The following is a 19,021-nucleotide window of genomic DNA, read 5'->3' as shown; positions in this document are numbered from 1 at the left end:
CGCCTGGCTCCATCACTACAATCACCACAGACCCCACACCGGCATCGGCGGCACCGTCCCCTCAGACCGCGTTCACAACCTCACGGGGAAGAACAGCTAGCCGTCATGCTCTCGGGTGGCTGGCATCCGCAGAAACGCGCGCCGAGGCGCTACTGATCGGCGACTCGCGCGCGCAGGGCGCGGTATCCGGTGAGTTTCGCGCGACGCAGGGCCCGCATCACGTCGCCGTTCACGATCAGGTGCCCGGCCACATTGGGGCGCTCGGTCACCGAGATGCCCTCGATCTTCGGCGCAGAGAGGAACCAGCGTATCGGGAGGCCGGACGGGCCCCATTGGGTCCACTCTGGATCAAGGATGTCCCGCTCGCCTGGGAAGTGCGGCACCCAGCGCCGAGCCTCGTCTCCACCTTTTGTGCGCAGTGTCATCGGTAGCCACTGCAGATCGTCCGTCGGCGTGAGATGGGCGTCGATCACCGCCCGGAACCGGTCTGAAAGGAGGGGAATCATCCACAACCCCCACACCCAATCGGGCGGCGGCACGTCCCCCTGGTAGAACCAGCGGACGTCTTGCTCGTCGTCGATCCGACCCGAGGTGCGTAGCTTGTGTGCGAGGGATCGTTGGAACCCGGGGGCATCCGGTGCCGTGTCAGCAACGCCGAAATTCTCGCGAGGCATCAAGAGGTAGTACGGGTTCATCGTCCGGCTGGTCGCTTCCGCGTGGTTATGGGCATACGGTGTCACAGGGGCCTCGCGGGACGGCCTCACGGCTAGATTAGAGGCACAAACACCGGACGCTTCGCGGATCTTACACATAAGGGGCCCGGCGAAAGCCGAGGCCCCTTATTCTCTACCCGGTATCCGACCATCTCACCGCTGGGAGGCGGCTCGAACTCCAGGTTCCGCCGGTCGTCGTCCTGAACGTGACGAGTGGCGGCGCCTCGTCCCTCTCCCATGATCCTGTGGAGGATTTAGGGAACCCGCGAGGGTGAGCCCTGCGCTACGAGCCTTCTCGCGCCGACAGGCGCGCGCGGGCTCCCTCGAGGATCTCCGCATATCTCAGATCGAACGGCTCGGACAGGACTCGTTCCAGCGCAGCCGACAGCGCCCCGAGCGCCGCAAGCTCCCCCGGCTCGAGTGGTAGCTCCCGGTTCTCCTCGTCCCAGCGATGCAGCAACTCGAAGAGAACCAACGCCTCGTCAGTCTCGAGTGAGATCGAACGGTCCGCCACACGGACAGGGCTAGCTGTCGAACTTCATCGATCGTGTGAGCAGATACCCCGCGACCTTCGGAAAACTGAGCGGCGGTGGAAGGCGGTCGGAGCGCCTTGCGCGGATTCGCCGGAGATGAAGCCGGAAAAGCGCTGGTCGAAGCAACCGCTCGCCGGGCCCGGGCGGCCGCGGTTGCGCGCCGGAGCGAGCTCCGTGAAGAAGCGGTCAGCTCTGAAGAGGCTCGAGTGGAATGCCAATTTGTGCGCGATCGCCGGTGTTGTGATTATCGCCCTAGCGATCGTGCTGATGATCACGGATCCCATAAGCGCTGCTGGCATCATGCCTGCGATTCCCTTCTTCCTGGCGATCTTGGGCCTCGTCGCGCTCCTCTCGGGTCTGTTCGGAGTGATGCTCCTCCTCCACGCGCAAGCGCTCGTCGAGGGCGTGCCAACGGGCACGCTCAACGCCGATCGGTCAGAGCACCCGCAGTAGCTCGGCAACATCTTCCGACGCTGCAGTTTCCGGCATCCGCTGCGTCGCAAGGATTAGGCGGATGCCGCAAAGTGGCGCCCGCGCGGCATACTGCCCGCGCAGCGGGACCGCTCGCGCGTGACGGCCTCAAGAACCACCCCCTCGAACGACCGAAGAGGGCCCACAAGGGGCCCTCTTCGTTCGTAGCAGGAGCGGGGCTTGAACCCGCGACCTCACGATTATGAGTCGTGCGCTCTCACCAACTGAGCTACCCTGCCGCGAGGCATCCGCTCACGGATGAATGGATGCTGCGAGCCCCGAGTCAGGATTGAACTGACGACCCCTTCCTTACCATGGAAGTGCTCTGCCACTGAGCTATCGGGGCGTGCTGCCCGCACGCGGGCAACTAGAAGAGGATACCAGAGCGAAGGCGCCTCTCTGAATCGACGTCAGCCTCCGGCGTGCTCGCGCAGCCAGGGCATCGGGTCGATCGGGGTGGTGCCGTTCATCAGGATCTCGAAGTGCGTGTGCGCCCCGTACGAGCGGCCGGTGTTGCCGGTCTTGCCGAGGACCGTGCCCACGGTGACCTTCTGCCCGGGGACGACCTCGAGCGAGCCGTACTGCATGTGCGCGTAGTGGCTCGACACGAGCTGACCGTCGATCATGTGGTCGATGATCACGTGCACGCCGTAGGCGCCGCCGGCCTCGGACGCGACGCGCACCGTGCCCTCGGCGATCGCCTGGATCGGTGAGCCGGCGCCCGGCGTGAAGTCGATGCCCTCGTGCATGCGGCCCGAGCGCATTCCGAACCCGTACGACATGGTCACGCCCACCGCGAACGGCCACTGGATCGCCGAGTTCGGGTCGTTGTGGAACAGGTTCGAGAAGTTCTGGATGCCCGCCTGCGACGCCAGCTCGGCCGTCGTCACGGTGTCGTAGGCACCTGCGCGGTCGAGGGTGTCGGCCTCAGCCTCGGCCGGAGCGACGTACGCCTGGATCTCGTCGGCGTCGACCTCGGTGACGGTGGTCGCGCCCGGAGCCACGATCGACATCGAGACATCCGCGCCGCTCGCGGCGGCGACCGCCTCGGCGGGGGTGGTCATGCCGACCGTCATCACGCCGACGGTGCCCATCACACCGACCGAGAACGACGCGGCGGCCAAGCGCTTGAAGCTCGCCCCGCGCTCGGCGCGGGTCTTGCGGGGCGCCACGTGCGGCTCAGCCGTGGCCTGCGCGTCGCCGGCCTCGCTGTCGGAGTCCTCAGCGGACGCCTGAACCGACACCTCGCCGGTGAACGAGAAGAGCCGGGCAGCGGCCTCGAACTCATCGATTCCGGATGCCTCGTCCTCGGCCTCACCGGCATCAGCGGCCTGCTCGCCCGACGCGGTCGGCTCGTCGCGAACCTCGGCTTCAACAGCGTCGGCATCAGCCGCAGCAGGATCGGCGACACCGCCCGCAACGGGCGCGTCGGCCGGGGCATCCGTCTCGGACACCACCCGTCGCACCCGCTGCCGGCGAGTCGGACGCGCGGCGGAAGCCTCGGGAACGACCTCGAGGACCTCGACGTGCTCGGCCGAATCCCCAGCCGTGGCAGCAGCGACGGGCGCCGGCTCGTCGATCACGGGCTCGAGCAGTTCGAACGGCTCGGCGGGGGTGAGCACGGCGTCGATGAGCGGAGCGGGGGCGACGGTCGTCGGCAGCTCGGCGGCGAACTCCGGAGCGGAGCGCTCGGCCTCGGCCGGGGCGACGGGCGCGATCGGAGGAAGCTCGACGACGGGCTGCTCGACGGTGACCGCACGGCGGGCGCGGCGGCTGAGCGGAGCCGACGACACGTTCGCGACGGCAGAGGCGCCCGCGGACGGCGCAGCCGGGGAGACGGATGCCGCGACCAGCGGCGTTGCGGCGGCGACGGCGTCGATGATCGGGACGCCCGTCGCGGGAAGGTCGATCGCCGCCGGTGCGGGAGCGACACCGGCCACCGAGGACTTCTCCGCCGCGGGGCCCACCGGCGCTGACGCCGAGCCGTCGAGGACGACCGTCACCCGCTCGTCGGGCGAAGCCGCCCGGCGGCGCAGCTGCGCGCGCGATGCACCGAGGGTCTCTGACGACGCCGGAAGAGGCGTGGGCGAGAGACGGCTCGAACGGCGCGTGGGCGCAGGCTCGGCCATCGGGGCGTCAAAAGGCAAGCGGGATGTGCTCTCGGGTCGTGTCGCTCGGGGGGCAACGGTACGGTCTTCGGGCAATGACCACTTTCGCCGTTCGGGGGGACGAAAGTAACGATCGGGTAAACACTACCTCGGTCGACCTGGGAATGCCATGTGGCGCTCGCAATCTTCGGACGATCCGTCGCGATTCTTCAGAAACGCTCAGTCTTCGCCGTCGAGCGCGGCCGTGAGAAGACGATCGAAGATGACCGGGGAGGATGCCACGACCAGCGGCCGGGGCTGCGCGTCGTCGCCCGCGACGAACTCGAACGACCCGCCGGCCTCGGTGACCAGGAGCGCGCCCGCCGCGTGGTCCCACGGCGCCAGCCCCCGCTCGAAGTAGCCGTCGAGACGGCCCGCGGCGACATAGGCGAGGTCGAGCGATGCGGCACCGGCTCGGCGCAGGTCGCGCGACATCGGCATGACCCGGGCGACCCGGGCGAGGTCGCCCGCGTGCGTGGCCGGGTCGTATCCGAAGCCGGTCGCGAGCAGTGCGCCCGCCGGACCGACCTCGGCGTTGACCTCGATGCGCCGGTCACCGAGCCAGGCGCCGCCGCCGCGCGACGCGTGGAACAGCTCCCCCGTGGCAGGGGCGTACACGGCCGCAGCGACCGCCTCCCACAGCTCCGGCGCCGGCTCGCCGATCACGGCGGCCACGCTCACGGCGTACTGCGGGATCCCGTACGCGTAGTTGACGGTGCCGTCGATCGGGTCGATCACCCACGTCACGTCGCTCGACCCGCGCTCCGCACCGGTCTCCTCGCCGAGGAAGCCGTCGTCGGGCCGCGCCTCGGCCAGCCGCGCCCGGACCAGGGCCTCCACCTCGCGATCGGCGAGAGTGACGATGTCGGCGAGCGCCGACTTGGTCGCCGCGATGTCGACACCCTCCGCGCGCCGCGACCGGGCGAGGGCCCCGGCATCCTGCGCGATGTCGATGGCGAGTGCTTCGAGGTCGTGCGCGAGGCTCATGTGCTCCACGGTAGTCGCGGGGGCGCGGCATCCGTCCCCTCCCGATAGCGTGGACCGATGGTCACCGCGGTCCACCCCCACACCCACGACGTCGTCATCGTCGGCGGCGGGCACAATGCGCTCGTCGCCGCCGCCTACCTCGCGGGCGCCGGCCATTCGGTCGTCGTGCTGGAGCGGCTCGATCACGTGGGCGGCGCGGCCGTGTCGGAGCGCCCGTGGCCGGGGGTCGACGCGCGCCTGTCGCGGTACTCGTACCTGGTCAGCCTGCTGCCCCGACGGATCATCGACGACTTGGGGCTGAACATCGAGCTGAAGCGCCGCAGGTACTCCTCTTATACGCCGGATCCGAGTCTTATACGCCGGATCCGAGCGACCCGTCGCGCGGCATCCTCGTCGACACGGCGGATGCCGCGGCCACCGCCGCCTCGTTCGCCCGTACCACCGGGATCCTGGGCGAGGCGGAGCGGTTCGCGGAGTTCTACGACCGCATCGCACCGGTGGCGCGGTCGCTGTTCCCGACGATGACCGACCCGCTTTCCCGCCGCGAGACCGTGCGCGACGGGCTCGGCGATCCGCTGCTGTGGGACGACCTCTTCGAGCGACCCCTCGGCGAGGTGCTGCGCGCCTCGCTGGACTCGGACCTCGCCCGCGGCATCGCGCTGACCGACGGGCTGATCGGCACGTTCGCGTCGGCCGACGACGAGAGCCTGCGGCAGAACCGCTGCTTCCTGTACCACGTCGTCGGCGGCGGGACCGGTGACTGGGACGTGCCCGTCGGAGGGATGGGCCGCGTCAGCGGAGAACTCGAACGCGCCGCCCGTGACGCCGGGGCGGAACTGCGCACCGGCGTCGAGGTCGGCTCCGTGACGCCCGACGGCGAGGTGACCTTCACCGACGCCGCGGGGTCGGCGGGCGCCGTGCGTGGCCGGCTGGTGCTGAGCGGGGTCGGACCGCGGGTGCTCGACCGGCTGATGGGAGAGGCCGGCGCGTCCGGCGCGACCACCCGCGGCGGGGAACCCGAGGGCGCGCAGGTGAAGGTGAACATGCTGCTGCGGCGGCTCCCGCGCCTTCAAGACTCGACGGTCGCGCCCGAGGCGGCGTTCGCCGGCACGTTCCACATCAACGAGACGCTGACCCAGCTCGACGCGGCGCACCGCGCGGCATCGGGCGGCGTCATCCCCGACCCCCTCCCGGCCGAGATCTACTGCCACTCGCTGACGGACCCGTCGATCCTCGGTCCCGAGCTCCGCGCCTCGGGCGCCCAGACCTTGACGCTGTTCGGCCTGCAGGTGCCGCACCGGCTGGTCGAGGGTCGGGACCCGGATGCCTCGCGCATGGCGCTCCTCGCCGCAGCGCAGCGTTCGCTCGACTCGGTGCTGGCCGAGCCGATCGCCGACGTCGTCTTCGAGGCGCCGGACGGCAGTCCCTGCATCGAGGCGCGCACGACGGCCGATCTGGAGCAGTCGCTCGGGATGGCCGCCGGAGACATCTTCCACGGACCGCTGTCGTGGCCGTGGGCCGACGACGACGAGGAGCTCGAGACGCCGGCGCAGCGCTGGGGCGTCGCGACCCGCCACGACCGGGTGCTGCTGTGCGGGTCGGGGGCGCGCCGGGGCGGGGCGGTCAGCGGCCTCGGCGGTCAGAACGCAGCGATGGCGGCGCTGGAGCTGCTGCGCGGCTGATCCGGCCCGTCACGGACGCGGGGGCAGCGGCGGCGGAGGCGGGTAGCCCTCGTACCCCGAGGGAGCGGGCGGGTTCGGCGTCGTGGGCGCGGGATGCGTCTGCGGCGTCGGGAACACGTGCGCACCGGGCGACGGGTAGCCCGTGTAGTACGCGTTCCAGTCGGGCGAGCCGTCGGGCAGCATCGGCAGCGGCGTGATGCCGTCGACGTAGTTCGGCCAGGGCAGCAGCTCCTGGGGCGCGGCCGCCGCGGCCTGGGCGGCGGCGTGTTGCGCGGACGCGTGCTGGGCGGCCGGCTGCGGGGCCGGATGCTGCTCGACCGGCGCGGCCTGGTGGTACGGCGTCGGGGCGGCGGGAAGCTGCTGCGACGGCCACGGCGCCTGCCCGTACGGCGCCTGCGGATAGGGCGCCGGGTACACCGCGGCGGGACGCGGCTTCTTCGGTGCGAACAGGGCGTTGACGAGTGGGATCAGAGCGGTGCCGACGGCGGCGAGGATCGCGATGGCCACCACGATCCGCCAGTAGAGGTCGGCGAAGTCGAGGTACTCCCCGATCACGAGCGGCACGATCAGCAGGACCGCGAGCGCGGCGACGAGCACGATCGTGACGATCGCGACGGCCCGGGTGAACGGGGTGTCGTAGCGCTGGAAGGCCTTGACATAGAGGCGCACGTGCAGCAGCGCCAGCTGCAGGATCAGCACGATGAAAAGGAACTGGATGAACCGGGGGAAGCCGCTCCACGAGTACCGCTCCGGCATCCAGATCATCACCGCACCGATGAGCAGCGCCGCGATCCAGGTCGCCATGCTGGCGAGGGCGAACCACGCGGGACGCCGCGGAGCGAGGTGTGCGTCGAGGATCGTGACGCCGGCGAAGGCCGCCAGCAGCAGGATCGTCAGGAACGCGCGACCGACGATGCCGTTCTGTTCGCCGATCAGGACCCAGACGACGCACACGATCGCCGCGGCGATGAGCGCGCCGATCGCGACCCAGATCGCGGCCCGCAGGAGCGACGGCTTCGCTTCGGCCTGAGCCTCGGATGCGGCGGCGTAGGGATCGGGCACGGTCATGGCGGTCCTCTCTCTCGCGGACGCCAGGCCCGCATGCCCATCCTGGCACGCGGCACGCGGCGACCGGGAGCGTCGGCCCGCGCCCGTGGAGAGACTCGCTGGTCAGGCCGCCGTGGACTCCCCCACTTTCAGGGGCACGGTGACCGCCGGTCGCACTCCGAGACCGCGGTACTCCCACCCGGCGTTCGCCCACGCCGGCGCCGGCAGGCAGTTGCGTGCGTCGACGACGATCTTCCGCGCGACTAGCCGCCCGACGTGCGCCGGATCGGCCGAGGTGAACTCGGGCCACTCCGTCAGCACCAGCACCAGGTCGGCATCCCTCACCGCATCATCCATGGAACCGACGTAGGTGAGCGTCGGGAACAGCCGCTTGGCGGTCGCCCCCGCCTCGGGGTCGTAGACGGCGACATGCGCGCCCCGCAGGTGCAGGGCCGCCGACACGTTGAGCGCGGGCGAGTCGCGCACGTCGTCGGTGTCGGGCTTGAACGCCGCACCGAGCACGGCGATCCGCGCGTTGAGCACCGAGCCGCCGAGCAGAGACACGGCGAGATCGATGGTGCGCTGCCGCTGCTCCATGTTGATCTCATCGACCTGCTGCATCAGCGCGACCGCGGAGTACGCCCCCAGCTCCCCCGCGCGATGCATGAGCGCCCGGATGTCCTTGGGCAGGCATCCGCCGCCGAATCCCAACCCGGCATTGAGGAACTTGCGCCCGATCCGCGCGTCGTGACCGATCGCGTCGGCGAGGACCGTGACATCGGCTCCCGCCTTCTCGCACAGCCCCGCGATGGCGTTGATGAACGAGATCTTGGTCGCGAGGAAGGCGTTCGCGCTCACCTTGACCAGCTCGGCGGTGGGCAGATCGCACGCGATGACCGGCGCGCCGTGCGCGATGGGGGCCGCGTAGAGGCGACGCATCGCGTCCTCGGCCCACGGCGAGGCGCCCCCGATGACGATGCGGTCCGGACGCAGCGTGTCTTCGACCGCCATGCCCTCGCGCAGGAACTCGGGGTTCCAGATCAGTTCGACGTGGATCGACGTCGGGACGATCCCCCGGGTCAGGCCGCGAAGGCGTTCCGCCGTGCCCACCGGCACCGTCGACTTCCCGACGATGATCCCGTCGTGCGTCATCGCGGCCGCCACGCCCTTGGCCGCGGCATCCACGAATCGGAGATCCGCGCCGTGACTGGCCGGCTGCTGGGGCGTGCCCACGCAGATGAAGTGCACATCGGATGCCGCGACCGCCTCGGCCAGATCGGTCGTGAAGCGCAGGCGTCCCGACTCGACGTGCTTCTTGATGAGCTCGGGCAGTCCGGGTTCGAAGAACGGCACCTCGCCGCGTTCGAGAGCGGCGACCTTGTCGGGATCGGTGTCGACGCCCACGACGTCGAAGCCCATCTCGGCGACCGCGGCCGCGTGCGTGGCGCCGAGGTAGCCGGTGCCGATGACGCTGACCCGCAGCGGCATGTCGGACTCGGGGACAGGTGTCAGGTGAGTGCTCATGAGCTGGCCTTTCGCTGGAGAGGAGGCGGATGCCGGGGTCAGGTGTAGGGGATGATGGTGAAGTTCCCGCCGGGATCGAGGAGCCCGTCCTTGAAGGCGGCGAGCGAGTCGGCCCGGGATTCGATGCGCCAGTCGTTCGTCACCCGCTCGCCGCCCGAGAAGGTGGTGACGGTGAGGTTGAACCACGCGAACCCGATGATGTCGGCGTTCTCGGGTCGGGCGAAGGCGTCGAAGAAGTCGGTCACCCACTCGGGTTTCTTCCCGCCGATTTCCGTCGCCCCGACCTCGGCGAGGAACAGGGGCTTGTCGGTGATGGCGCGCAGCTGCTCGAGCGTGCGACCGAACGTGTAGTCGAAGGTGAACGTCTGGCCGGAGCGGAACGGCGACCGGAGGTAACCCGAGACGCCGACGATGTCGACGTACTCGTCACCCGGGTACAGCGACCGCGTGTACTCGATGCCCTGATGCCGCGAAGCGAGGTTGTTCACGATGTTGGGTGCCCACACCCACATCACGTACTTGTTCGCCCCGGCCTTCTCGAAGATGTCGTGCACGTAGCGCCAGGTCGCGGCGTAGTCCCCCGGCCGGTTGCCGTTGAGGGATGTGCCGTCTGCCTTCTGCTCCGACCACGGGTACCACGTGCCGTTCATCTCGTGGTTCAGCCGGATCGCCAGGGGCAGACCCGTCTTGACGATGTCCTTGGCGTACTGGGTGAGGTAGGCGTCGAACTTGCCCGACAGGATGAGCGGAAGCGAGTACTCGGGGTCTTCGGGCTGGTCGTTGCCCGCGAGCATCGGCCGCGATTCCCACGTCAGCATCGGCACCAGCCCGCGCTCCCACGAGCGGCGCACCGCGTCGCTCCGGAAGGGCTGGTCCCATCCGCTGAAGTAGCCGACCAGCGACTGCCGACTTCCCGCCTTCACGGCGGCGTCGTCGAAGGTCGCGAAGTTGTACGGCGCCTGGGTGGTGTACATCCCGAAGTAGCGCTGGGCGGGGTTCAGGATGCTCTCGACCGAAGGCGCCGTGACGGGCGCCGGGGCAGCGGGTTCGGGGGCCGGGGCCGGCGGTGGTGGCGGGGCCGGCTGACCCTCGATGGCCGGGTCGCGGTAGACGACGATCGTGTCGGGTCCGTTGTCGGCGGGCGGAGCGGGCTCGGCCGTCGGCTTCGGCTTCGGCTTCGCGGTCGGCGTGGGCTTCGGCGTCTTCGTGGGTGTCGGCGTCGGACGGGGGCTCGGGGTGCTGTTCAGCTTGCCCTCGGCGCTCCACAGCTCCTGCTGCAGGCGTTCGTTCTCCGCCTGGGCTGCGGCCAGCTGAGCCTCGAGGCTCGGCGGGGCCGCCCCTCCGCCCGGGCTCGACCACACGGCGAGGCTCGTCACCACCAGGGCGACGGTCACGACCGCTGCCCCGATGACTCCTCGCACGCCGGTGGCGCTCTTCAACCAGTTACGCGGTGCCGAAGACAATGAACGCTCCTTCCAGGGCGATGATCGCGAAGCCGATCACGTACGGCCACGCGGCCTGCGGGTTCAGGCGTTTGCGGGCGGGTTCCGGCGTCGCGCGGGGCTGAGGGTCGGGGCGCGGGGTGGCCGCGAGACGCTCGGAGACGATGCGCGCCTGCGCCCGGCGGGTCACGGTTCCCACGGCGCCGGTGCTGACGGGGACGTCGGCCGCGGCATCCGTCTCACTGATCACCGGGATGCCCCGCGGCGGCGTCTCCGGTGCCATGCGGGTCGTGTTGCGCAGCAGCTCGTCGAGGTCGTCGTGCATGCGCTCGCTCTCGGCGTCGGGTGTCACGTCGGTCTCGGTGATCGGGTCGCCCTTCTTGTACGCTCCCGCCCGCGTGCCCCAGCCGGCGACATGCGCCATGCGGAAGAAGCCGATGAGACGGATGGGCATGAGGAAGGCCGTCGACGCCAGGATGAAGATCGGGAGGCGGAAGAAGTCCGAGGGCTTCTCGGACAGGTGCCGCAGCTGCCGGATCGCCATGCTGAGCACCGACGAAACGACGACCAGTCCGATGATCCACGCGATGCCCATGTGGATGCCCATGTCACCCACGATCGGCTCGTAGAAGTTGTAGCCCTCGCCGATCACCGAGCGGTAGATCCAGCCCGCGATAACGCCCGCCAGCAGGAACGGCAGCACGATGTCCATGACCATGAACAGGGCGAGCAGCGGCGCGTGCGACAGCATCCACGGCAGCATCCGGAGCGTGTTGTACTGGCTGCCGCGTGCCCACCGCAGCTGCTGCTTGTACAGCTTGGGCAGCTTGGTCGGGGCGTCGGTATAGCAGAGCGACGTGTACTGGTAGACGGTGCGGTAGCCGTCCTTGAGGGTCAGGTTCGTGAGGGTCCGGTCGTCCGAGACCTCGAGGAAGACGCCGAGGAACTTCTCGCTCATGAACTGCGGCATGACGCGGACCAGGATGTCGCGGCGGAACGCGATCGTGCGGCCCGGCAGGCACCCGACCTGACCCACGACGCTCTGCGCCGGCATCGAGTAAAGGGCTCGCGAGTTCTCGAGCCAGTCCGCCCAGCGGGTCATCCACCGCCGCTCCGGTTCGAGGATGCGCTGCCGTGTGGTCACGCCACCGACCCGCGCGTCCTTGAACGGCTTGATCAGCTCTTCGAGGCATCCGGGGGTCCAGATCGTGTCGGAGTCGACCAGCACCGAGATCTCGTACTTCGAGCGCTCCACCCCGATCTTGACCGCGTTGCGCTTGCCGGCGATCGGCGTGTGCACCCACTGGACCGCGGGAGCGAACTCGGCGCAGACCTCTTCGAGATCGAAGTTCCGCTTGCCGTTGATGACCACGATGATCTCGTCGGGCTTCTGGTCGACGATGCGCTGCAGCACGTCGCGGAACAGGTCGAGCGGCTCGTCCACGACCGGGATGATGATGCTCGTGCCGGCCTTGTGCGGCTCGGTGTAGGGCCGGTACCGGCGGGACATCACGACCTTGACGATCCACAGGCCCCAGATGAGCACCGAGTACACCGCGAAGAGGTACAGCTCGGGGTAGCCCGCGAGCATGTTGCGCACCTGCAGAAGGAAGATGAACATCGGCTGCTCTCGCTCTCTTGTCAGGGACTCCCGCTGCGTTGAGGGCGATTCGGTCGAAGTGCTCCGAGTGTGCGCGCCGAATCCCGCGAGGGCAACAGCCGGTTCTTTGGGCGTGTCGGCTGTGACGAGAGAGTCGGATGGGACGGATGTCGCGGGTGGAGTCCTGATCAACGCGCAAATCGTGCCGGCGGTCCAGGCCGCACTTCGTGTCGTTTATGAGAGCCGTCTCATCTGATGGCGACACGGATTTAACGCGGGAGAAATGCAACGATCATCCCGGTTTTTTCCGCTGTCCGCCGCATGGGGGACACGTTCGAGAAAACTTTGTCCGCCGGTTGGGGGACACGGATTCGAGGGGTTCGAGGCCGGCTTGGGCGGGAGACCGTGGGGTGAGCACTAACTCAGGCCGTCCCGGTCTGGTCTGGGCGCGCAACCCCGTGAATCGGGTGCAGCGTCGCTCGGCTGGACCTCTCCGGCCTGAATTCGTGCTGCGTCAGGGGCGAGGTCGACGGGCGGGACGCACCATGGCAGTCGAGTCTGGAACGGTGAATCCGAACTGCTCGTACAAACCGTGCGCGTCGGACGTGAACAGTGTCCATCTCATCGCGGCCCCCGGGCCGTCGTCTATCATCAGCTGGAGCATTCTCTTGCTGAGGCCCCGGCCGCGGTGGGCGTCCGCGACGAATACGTCGGCGAGATACGCGAAGGCGACGCCGTCCGACAGCGCTCGTGCGAATGACACCTGTTCGCCGGTGTCGACGCGGTAGGCTCCGACGACGCGCCATGACCCATCGACCTGCTTCTTCACGTCGGCGCGAGTGCGCTCTCGCCCCCAGTAGGCCTCCGTCGACAGCCACCCCCATACGAAGTCGAAGTCGATCCGCTCGGGGTCGTCGTCAAGCTCGTATCGCACGTCTTCAGTATGGAGACTATGTCGTGCGATGCCCGGGGCCACCAGGGCACGCGTGGCTTGGCGGCGGAGTCGAGCGTCGGCTCAGACAGCGACACGCTCCGCCGCCGGCTCGGTGAAGAGGAGGAGACAGGCCGCTCCCCGCGAACCGCGGGCTCTAGCCCCGGCCGCGGCGACTGACCAACGTATGCGTAACCGCCGCGGCGAGGACTCCACAGATCACGGCAGTCACGCCGCGGAGCGCGATGTGCAGATCCGCCACGATCGCTAGGCCAACGCTCACCACCGCGATCACGACGAAGAGTACGACAGACGCTGCATCCTCGGCACGCCCATTCTTCTTGGATGCCATCTCTTGAACCTCGTTCTTCGCAGTTTGCGATCTCTAGGCGTCGCGACGAATGAAAGTGACACCCGCGAGTGTCGCCGCGGTCAGAGCCCACGCCGCGAGTCCGATTTGCCCGTTCAAGACCTCGAGCATTCCTTGCGACGGAACGGTCGACGCACTCGTCGCCCTGATGAGCAGGCCCGCGGGGGTGGCATCCGCGATCAGCCCAGCTAGGCGCGCCAAGCCGCTGGGAAGAAGACCGCTAACGGTGGCGGCGATCGCGGATGGCAGGAGGAAGAGGGCCATGAACAACAGGACGCTGACGCCGCTTCTCCGCGCCAGCGTTGCCAGGCTGAAGGCGAGAAGGCACAGAGACGCCGTGGCCACCACTACGAGCACGACGCTGAGAAGGGCCCACTCGATGTACGCGCCCGCGGCGAGGAAGTTAGCCGCGCCCGCCACCGCCGTTGTGACCAGAACGACAGCCGAACTTCCGACGACGGTCGGGGCGAGGGCCCGAGCGGCGAATAGTCGACGTCGCCGGGGCGTGAGAGCAATCGCCAGAGCCACATGTCCAGCGTGGTCTCTCGCGGTTGCTAGCACGACGGAAACCGCGAGGAGCACGCACATGACGAATCCTGCGAGTTCAACGGGCGTCGTCACGAGGACGTGACTCGGCGCGCTCGCCATCGACCTCAGCACGAGGATGGCAAGAATGCCCGCCACGACGCCCGCCCCGGCCGCGCATGCAACCCCCGCAACAGATCCCCCTGTCCGCGCGCCACGGCGTATCTCCGCCCAGAGAACGTGCGATGCTCGCTGCCTTGATGAGGGCTCATTTGTCTGTACGCGACCAGTCATGAGTGGTGTGCCTTCACTCATTCCTGGCCATCTCGAAGTAGACCTCCTCGAGCGTGCGGGTCGCGGCCTCCAAGTGTGTGAGGCCGACACCGGTCTCGAATGCGATCCGGCCGACGTCCAAAGGGTGCGCAGCTTTCACGACGAAGCCGTCCCCCGCGCCCTGGGTTATGTATCCAGCACTGGCGAGCGCGGATCGGACGATGTCTGGCTCGGGAGCGATTGCAAACACCTCTGGCTCGGCCCGCGCGACCACGCGGCGGAGCGAGTTCTCCTGCATGACGCGACCCTTATCGAGCATGACGACGCGGTCGGCGATCTGCGAGAGCTCAGCCATGTGGTGCGATGACAAAAGGACCGTCGCTCCGCTTTCCGCAACCTGCCGCAGGTACGTTCGCAGCCAAGAGATCCCCTCCGGGTCGAGACCGTTCACCGGTTCGTCAAGGAGCAGGACACGCGGCCGTGCGAGCGTTGCCGCGGCGATCCCGAGACGTTGACGCATACCCAACGAGAACGTTCTGACTCTCCGCGTCGCAACATGCGAGAGTCCCACAAGTTCGAGGGCGTCACGGACCGCGTCGCTCGTGATTCCCTGACTTTCCGCGACGTACTTGAGCACGGCGCGTGCGGATGCCGCGGGAGGTATCCACTCCGCGGAAAGGAAAACACCCATGGCGGACGCCGGCGCAGGCGCGTCTACGAAACGCTGACCGCCTATTCGAACGGCGCCGGAATCAGGGGACGTCAACCCGGCGATCATGCGAAGAACAGTGGACTTGCCAGCACCGTTGGGCCCGACGAAGCCCGTTATCGCGCCGTCCGGCGCGCTGAACGACACGTCATCGACAACTCGCCGTGCCCCGTACGTTTTGCAAACGCCATTGACCTCGATCACGTAATCTCCGTCCTCACGGGCGAGGCCCGGTGGATCGTTCTGGCCGCAGCAATGCTGGTCCGATGTCGTTCACGGCACTGGCCGACGTGATCGCAGTCAGGACTTGCGCGACGCCGGCGAAGTAGTGCGCACGGATAACCAGCGGTTGGCGACCGAGCTTAAACAGGGCGACTAGGTGGATCGCGTCACTGCGCACCACATCCTCGCGCTCCGTTAAGCCGCGCACGCGGAGCCGGAAGCTACCAGCCTCTGTACCCAGGCGGGCGGAGACCAGCGTCGATAGCACACGAGCCAGGACTCCGCTTGTGACCCCGAAGAGTACCGCCACACCAATGGCGAATGGCCACAGCGAAAAAACGAGCATGAAGGTGCCAACGGCCACCGCGACAGTGGCGAGGTTCATCAGGAGTGCCCGGCACAGAGAGCTACGCCCACTCGTTTCCAGGACCGCCGTACCGGACAGGGCAGGCAAAAGACCGCTGACTATGCGCGCGGCCGCCGTCCGAGGAAGTGAGGGAAGCACGAGGTTTCTCGAGACACGTTCGGCGGTGTCCCCCGAGTACAGGGAGACTCGAACGCGATCCATCGCCATTTCAGCGAGATTTCGCTCGATCCGGACGCCGACGATGGCGCTGGAGCTCAACGTGCGCTCGAAACGTCCAAACCACCCGTAGGAGATCGTCACCCGGTCAACAGTCCGAGTCACCTCAAAGCGGTGGTACCGCATCAGCGTGATGGTGATAGATGCGGCGACCGACATGCTTGCAGCGGCAATCGCCCAAACGATGGGAGCCTTACCCGCCTCGATGAGGAGGCCATCCAGCAGTCCTAAGCTGCGAAGAGAATCAGATGCGGCAGCAGAGGCGCCGGCAGCCACGAGGATGAACTGCCCGTGCGTCACGGTTCCGGTAAGCAACTCACTTCGCCGCGCGCGATAGACGACGTCCTGAGTGTTCGGGATTGCCGCAAGCATGGGCGACGCATGTTCCGCCTTGGACGAAATCAGATCGACTGCACCGTCGGCAACTCCGACCAACGTGCAACGCGCATCTTCGCTAGCACCAGCCCGCAGGGAAACCACAACCAGCCCGAATATCCGATAAGCCCAAGGTTGGTGTCTCTCCACCACCCGGACCGTGGCCCATGGAATAGTCCGGGTTGATACCAGAATCATGCCCGTTCTGAGCCAGAGGGCCTCGGCGTCGAGGTCAAACCGCACCGTTGCCCACGCGAGCAATGGATGCCCCAGCCGGACGGTCAAGAGAAGGCCAATCGGAACGACGGCCCACGAGCCCGGCCACAGTCCGCTATCCGTCGAATAAGCCCAGAGAGCACCGAGTAGCCCGACAATGCCTGGCGCATTATGCAACCAATACGCGGGAATCGAGGCGCCTGAGAGTCGGCGTGGCTTTTCAATGCTGCTCATCGAATGCACCCTCCGGCATCCGTAGCGCGTTCGCGCGCATTCTCAGCGCATCGGACAGTGGAATTGGCCCGAACGGTTCGACGTATGCGATGGTGGTGAACTTGACTTTCACCAATCCCATTCGCCTAAGAAGTGGTCCGTGCAGAATCGACACATTAAGTAACTGCTCACTATTGATCACGATTTCCCGGCGAATGAGGCGGCCACGACGTATGCATACGGCGCCGTTCGCAATGATGAATGACGTGTGACGTACCTCCAGGCGATTGAGGAGGGGAACCTCCATCAACAATCCGACCGCGCAGAGGGCAGCGGACAGCGCGAAGAGCGGCAACAACCAGGACCCAGGCGCGAAGACGACACCGCTCACGAGGGCGAGGGCGGTCAGGGTGATCACCTCGACCACCGAGCGGATGTTGAGGTAGCGGTAGGCCTGCTCTGACAAGGCTCCTCGACAGTTGAACCCCGAGTCGCCTCTTTCCTGCACCATCACTCCTTCACCACCTCCGCCCCATTCCGAGGCGCGCGGACGACCGACTCGTTGAAGCTCTCGGCCATCCGCGCGCAGACGGCTCAGTTAGGCGAGCCCCAAGGCTTGCAAGATCCATTGCACGATGGTGCCCCAGGCCACCCCGCGTTCCAGCCACTTCTGAACCTTGAACCAATTTGCCTTCGCCCATGCAGCCACCTGAGCGACAACCCAAGCGCCCCAACGCCAGACTTGACCGGCTACCCAAGCGATGAATTTGAGGACTGCAGCCACAGCATTTTCCTTCCGTTCGCGAAAACGCCGCGCCGATGGAATTGGCACAGCGTCCCGCAACGCTAGGAATTACGTTTGGAACGCCGCTTCGCCCGCTTGGCCAGAACCGGCCAACAAGTGGCCGATAAAACGGACCAGATGTAGAACGAATTCTGGCTGAAATGCAGCCATCGCCTCCCTCATGGACCACTAATCAAACCTTCAATCGAAACCTCGACCCCCAAGGCCCGAAGAGCTACCTGTAGTCGATCCCGTACTCCCCACTTGGCCATGACGCTCCCCAAGTGGACTTTGACTGTGCTCGGGGAGACGTACATGGCGGTGGCGATCTCCTGATTCGTGAGCCCTCGAACAAGCAATGCGACGGCGGTCCGCTCGCGATCAGTAAGAGCTTCGAGCAGGGCCTTGTGCGGCGACAGGGTGCCCGTCGGCGCCGGGGCCAGCCGAGTGAGAACTGCTTGGAGCGCGGACCGGGAAGCGAACGCGTGCCCGGTGGCTACCTCCCGGACAGCACGGACAAGCTCATCCGGCGCCGCATCGCGGGATACGACGCCGCTCGCCCCGGCGGCGAAGAGGTCTGCCACCTCCTCTGCTGTGCTGAGACTGACAATGGCGACAACCGAGCAATGCGGGGCCGCCCGGCGGAGTTCGGCAATGTAATGGGTTCCGGGTGGTCCGCTTTGGGCAACATCGACAACGGCGACCGCGGCTTGGTACTCCGCCCGCTCAGGCTGGCCATCGGCTTCGCGGCGCCGATCAGCCGGGACAGTGCTGACAGCGAACTGCTCGCTCAAGAGACGCCCTAGGGCGGCATTCACGAGCGGCTCCGCCCCGACCACGACGACTTTGGTGTCAGAGTCCATTCATCTGCCTCGAAGCGGCGCGGTACGCTACCTTCTCACCGTTGACGCCGACCCGTGAACGGATCGAGGTCGCTCCGCCAAGCAAGACTCCGACCGTGGTCTCACCATGCAATGTCAATCCACCTCTCGTCGTGGGCACCCGGCGCGGGCGCACGCAGGTGTCCACGACAGTAGGACGGCTCGGGGCTCCAACCGGCGCGAAGGGCGAATTGCAGTAGCGTTACGCGACGAATTCAGTAGCTACGCAAACGGACTCAGTGCCGTACCCATCGGTTCCTACACAAAACTAAGTGGCAGGGGACCCTCCTGACGTGCCCCGAGGAAAAGGGATACGTATGGAGCGCGACGTCTGGACTCCCGGGGTTCGCTTCACTTGCTCGTCCTGAATCACGGTAGATGCGTACAAGGGCCCCGCTTCGCGGAGCCCTTTGCACATCTGGTGGCGAGTGAGGGACTCCGTCGCTTCGCTGCGCTCGGTCCTCCCCGAATCCCCAACGGCTCGATAGGTGAAAGGAGCGCCACCCCGTTGGGGCGGCGCTCCTTTCACATGGTGGCGAGTGAGGGACTCCGTCGCTCCGCTACGCGGGGCTCCTCCCCGAATCCCCAGCGCTCGATAGATGCGCAAAGGGCCCCGCTTCGCGGAGCCCTTTGCGCATCTGGTGGCGAGTGAGGGATTCGAACCCCCGAAGTCTAAGACGGCTGATTTACAGTCAGATCCCTTTGGCCGCTTGGGTAACTCGCCAGGCGCACCCGTCCGACTTTTCCAGACGACCGGAGGCGCGATCACTCATCTTACGCCGTATCGGGCCAT

General features: G+C 67.5%; 17 protein-coding genes, 3 tRNA genes and 1 pseudogene. 2 read left to right on the top strand and 19 right to left on the bottom strand.

Annotated features, from left to right (window positions below; genetic code table 11):
• Positions 1–149: 149 nt before the first annotated feature.
• Positions 150–695 carry a hypothetical protein gene (locus tag ACFUTX_RS14340; RefSeq protein WP_378865983.1) on the bottom strand — a complete coding sequence of 182 codons (546 nt, stop codon included), beginning with the start codon at positions 693–695 and terminating at the stop codon, positions 150–152.
• A gap of 301 nt (positions 696–996) precedes the next feature.
• Positions 997–1,227 carry a hypothetical protein gene (locus ACFUTX_RS14335; protein WP_378865980.1) on the bottom strand — a complete coding sequence of 77 codons (231 nt, stop codon included), beginning with the start codon at positions 1,225–1,227 and terminating at the stop codon, positions 997–999.
• Between the two features lie 115 nt (positions 1,228–1,342).
• On the opposite strand from ACFUTX_RS14335, the gene ACFUTX_RS14330 reads away from it, so the two are divergent.
• Positions 1,343–1,699: a hypothetical protein gene (locus ACFUTX_RS14330; protein WP_378865978.1), complete on the top strand. Its 357-nt coding sequence runs from the start codon at positions 1,343–1,345 to the stop codon at positions 1,697–1,699.
• A 183-nt stretch (positions 1,700–1,882) separates the two neighbouring features.
• Here ACFUTX_RS14330 and ACFUTX_RS14325 read toward each other — a convergent pair.
• The 4 genes from ACFUTX_RS14325 to ACFUTX_RS14310 form a co-directional block, all read right to left on the bottom strand.
• Positions 1,883–1,956, bottom strand: a tRNA-Met gene (locus ACFUTX_RS14325).
• A 35-nt stretch (positions 1,957–1,991) separates the two neighbouring features.
• Positions 1,992–2,063: transfer RNA gene (locus ACFUTX_RS14320), tRNA-Thr, on the bottom strand.
• Between the two features lie 64 nt (positions 2,064–2,127).
• Positions 2,128–3,846: a peptidoglycan DD-metalloendopeptidase family protein gene (locus ACFUTX_RS14315; protein ID WP_378865975.1), complete on the bottom strand. Its 1,719-nt coding sequence runs from the start codon at positions 3,844–3,846 to the stop codon at positions 2,128–2,130.
• A 198-nt stretch (positions 3,847–4,044) separates the two neighbouring features.
• A complete protein-coding gene (locus tag ACFUTX_RS14310) occupies positions 4,045–4,851 on the bottom strand; it encodes an inositol monophosphatase family protein (RefSeq protein WP_378865972.1) in 807 nt (268 codons plus the stop codon).
• Positions 4,852–4,908: 57 nt separating this feature from the next.
• Between ACFUTX_RS14310 and ACFUTX_RS14305 the strand changes: the two are divergent.
• Positions 4,909–6,533: pseudogene (locus ACFUTX_RS14305) on the top strand (phytoene desaturase family protein).
• 9 nt (positions 6,534–6,542) lie between these two features.
• Here the strand turns inward: ACFUTX_RS14305 and ACFUTX_RS14300 are convergent.
• The 13 genes from ACFUTX_RS14300 to ACFUTX_RS14240 all read right to left on the bottom strand — a co-directional run bounded on the left by ACFUTX_RS14300 (position 6,543) and on the right by ACFUTX_RS14240 (position 18,952).
• A complete protein-coding gene (locus ACFUTX_RS14300; protein WP_378865969.1) occupies positions 6,543–7,601 on the bottom strand; it encodes a hypothetical protein in 1,059 nt (352 codons plus the stop codon).
• 102 nt (positions 7,602–7,703) lie between these two features.
• Positions 7,704–9,104 carry a UDP-glucose dehydrogenase family protein gene (locus ACFUTX_RS14295; protein ID WP_378865967.1) on the bottom strand — a complete coding sequence of 467 codons (1,401 nt, stop codon included), beginning with the start codon at positions 9,102–9,104 and terminating at the stop codon, positions 7,704–7,706.
• A gap of 38 nt (positions 9,105–9,142) precedes the next feature.
• Positions 9,143–10,543 carry a glycoside hydrolase family 26 protein gene (locus ACFUTX_RS14290; protein WP_378865964.1) on the bottom strand — a complete coding sequence of 467 codons (1,401 nt, stop codon included), beginning with the start codon at positions 10,541–10,543 and terminating at the stop codon, positions 9,143–9,145.
• 4 nt (positions 10,544–10,547) lie between these two features.
• Entirely contained in the window at positions 10,548–12,167 is a 1,620-nt protein-coding gene (locus ACFUTX_RS14285; protein ID WP_378865961.1) for a glycosyltransferase family 2 protein, read from the bottom strand.
• A 493-nt stretch (positions 12,168–12,660) separates the two neighbouring features.
• A complete protein-coding gene (locus ACFUTX_RS14280; RefSeq protein ID WP_378865958.1) occupies positions 12,661–13,080 on the bottom strand; it encodes a GNAT family N-acetyltransferase in 420 nt (139 codons plus the stop codon).
• Positions 13,081–13,234: 154 nt separating this feature from the next.
• Positions 13,235–13,429 carry a hypothetical protein gene (locus ACFUTX_RS14275; protein ID WP_378865955.1) on the bottom strand — a complete coding sequence of 65 codons (195 nt, stop codon included), beginning with the start codon at positions 13,427–13,429 and terminating at the stop codon, positions 13,235–13,237.
• 33 nt (positions 13,430–13,462) lie between these two features.
• Positions 13,463–14,131 (bottom strand): hypothetical protein, encoded by a 669-nt coding sequence (locus tag ACFUTX_RS14270; protein WP_378865952.1) that lies wholly within the window; start codon positions 14,129–14,131, stop codon positions 13,463–13,465.
• A gap of 148 nt (positions 14,132–14,279) precedes the next feature.
• Complete coding sequence (locus ACFUTX_RS14265; protein ID WP_378865949.1) at positions 14,280–15,158, bottom strand: ATP-binding cassette domain-containing protein; 879 nt, start codon at positions 15,156–15,158, stop codon at positions 14,280–14,282.
• A 13-nt stretch (positions 15,159–15,171) separates the two neighbouring features.
• Positions 15,172–16,584 (bottom strand): PH domain-containing protein, encoded by a 1,413-nt coding sequence (locus ACFUTX_RS14260; RefSeq protein WP_378865946.1) that lies wholly within the window; start codon positions 16,582–16,584, stop codon positions 15,172–15,174.
• Positions 16,571–17,074: a PH domain-containing protein gene (locus ACFUTX_RS14255; protein WP_378866003.1), complete on the bottom strand. Its 504-nt coding sequence runs from the start codon at positions 17,072–17,074 to the stop codon at positions 16,571–16,573. Before ACFUTX_RS14255 ends, ACFUTX_RS14260 begins: the two co-directional genes overlap by 14 nt.
• Before the next feature lie 87 nt (positions 17,075–17,161).
• Entirely contained in the window at positions 17,162–17,347 is a 186-nt protein-coding gene (locus tag ACFUTX_RS14250; RefSeq protein ID WP_378865943.1) for a hypothetical protein, read from the bottom strand.
• Between the two features lie 179 nt (positions 17,348–17,526).
• Positions 17,527–18,210, bottom strand: a complete 684-nt coding sequence (locus ACFUTX_RS14245; protein WP_378865940.1) for a LuxR C-terminal-related transcriptional regulator — start codon at positions 18,208–18,210, stop codon at positions 17,527–17,529.
• Positions 18,211–18,867: 657 nt separating this feature from the next.
• A tRNA-Tyr gene (locus ACFUTX_RS14240) sits at positions 18,868–18,952 on the bottom strand.
• Positions 18,953–19,021 lie beyond the last annotated feature (69 nt).

It is taken from the genome of Microbacterium sp. NPDC057407, assembly GCF_042803895.1.
Lineage (GTDB): Bacteria > Actinomycetota > Actinomycetes > Actinomycetales > Microbacteriaceae > Microbacterium.
This window is presented reverse-complemented; position numbering and strand designations above follow the sequence as displayed.

Coding starts and splice junctions, on each gene's coding strand:
- ACFUTX_RS14340 (WP_378865983.1), bottom strand. CDS start 695: ATGAACCCGTACTACCTCTTGATGCCTCGCGAGAATTTCGGCGTTGCT.
- ACFUTX_RS14330 (WP_378865978.1), top strand. CDS start 1,343: ATGAAGCCGGAAAAGCGCTGGTCGAAGCAACCGCTCGCCGGGCCCGGG.
- ACFUTX_RS14315 (WP_378865975.1), bottom strand. CDS start 3,846: ATGGCCGAGCCTGCGCCCACGCGCCGTTCGAGCCGTCTCTCGCCCACG.
- ACFUTX_RS14310 (WP_378865972.1), bottom strand. CDS start 4,851: ATGAGCCTCGCGCACGACCTCGAAGCACTCGCCATCGACATCGCGCAG.
- ACFUTX_RS14300 (WP_378865969.1), bottom strand. CDS start 7,601: ATGACCGTGCCCGATCCCTACGCCGCCGCATCCGAGGCTCAGGCCGAA.
- ACFUTX_RS14295 (WP_378865967.1), bottom strand. CDS start 9,104: ATGAGCACTCACCTGACACCTGTCCCCGAGTCCGACATGCCGCTGCGG.
- ACFUTX_RS14285 (WP_378865961.1), bottom strand. CDS start 12,167: ATGTTCATCTTCCTTCTGCAGGTGCGCAACATGCTCGCGGGCTACCCC.
- ACFUTX_RS14275 (WP_378865955.1), bottom strand. CDS start 13,429: ATGGCATCCAAGAAGAATGGGCGTGCCGAGGATGCAGCGTCTGTCGTA.
- ACFUTX_RS14260 (WP_378865946.1), bottom strand. CDS start 16,584: ATGAGCAGCATTGAAAAGCCACGCCGACTCTCAGGCGCCTCGATTCCC.
- ACFUTX_RS14255 (WP_378866003.1), bottom strand. CDS start 17,074: ATGGTGCAGGAAAGAGGCGACTCGGGGTTCAACTGTCGAGGAGCCTTG.
- ACFUTX_RS14245 (WP_378865940.1), bottom strand. CDS start 18,210: ATGGACTCTGACACCAAAGTCGTCGTGGTCGGGGCGGAGCCGCTCGTG.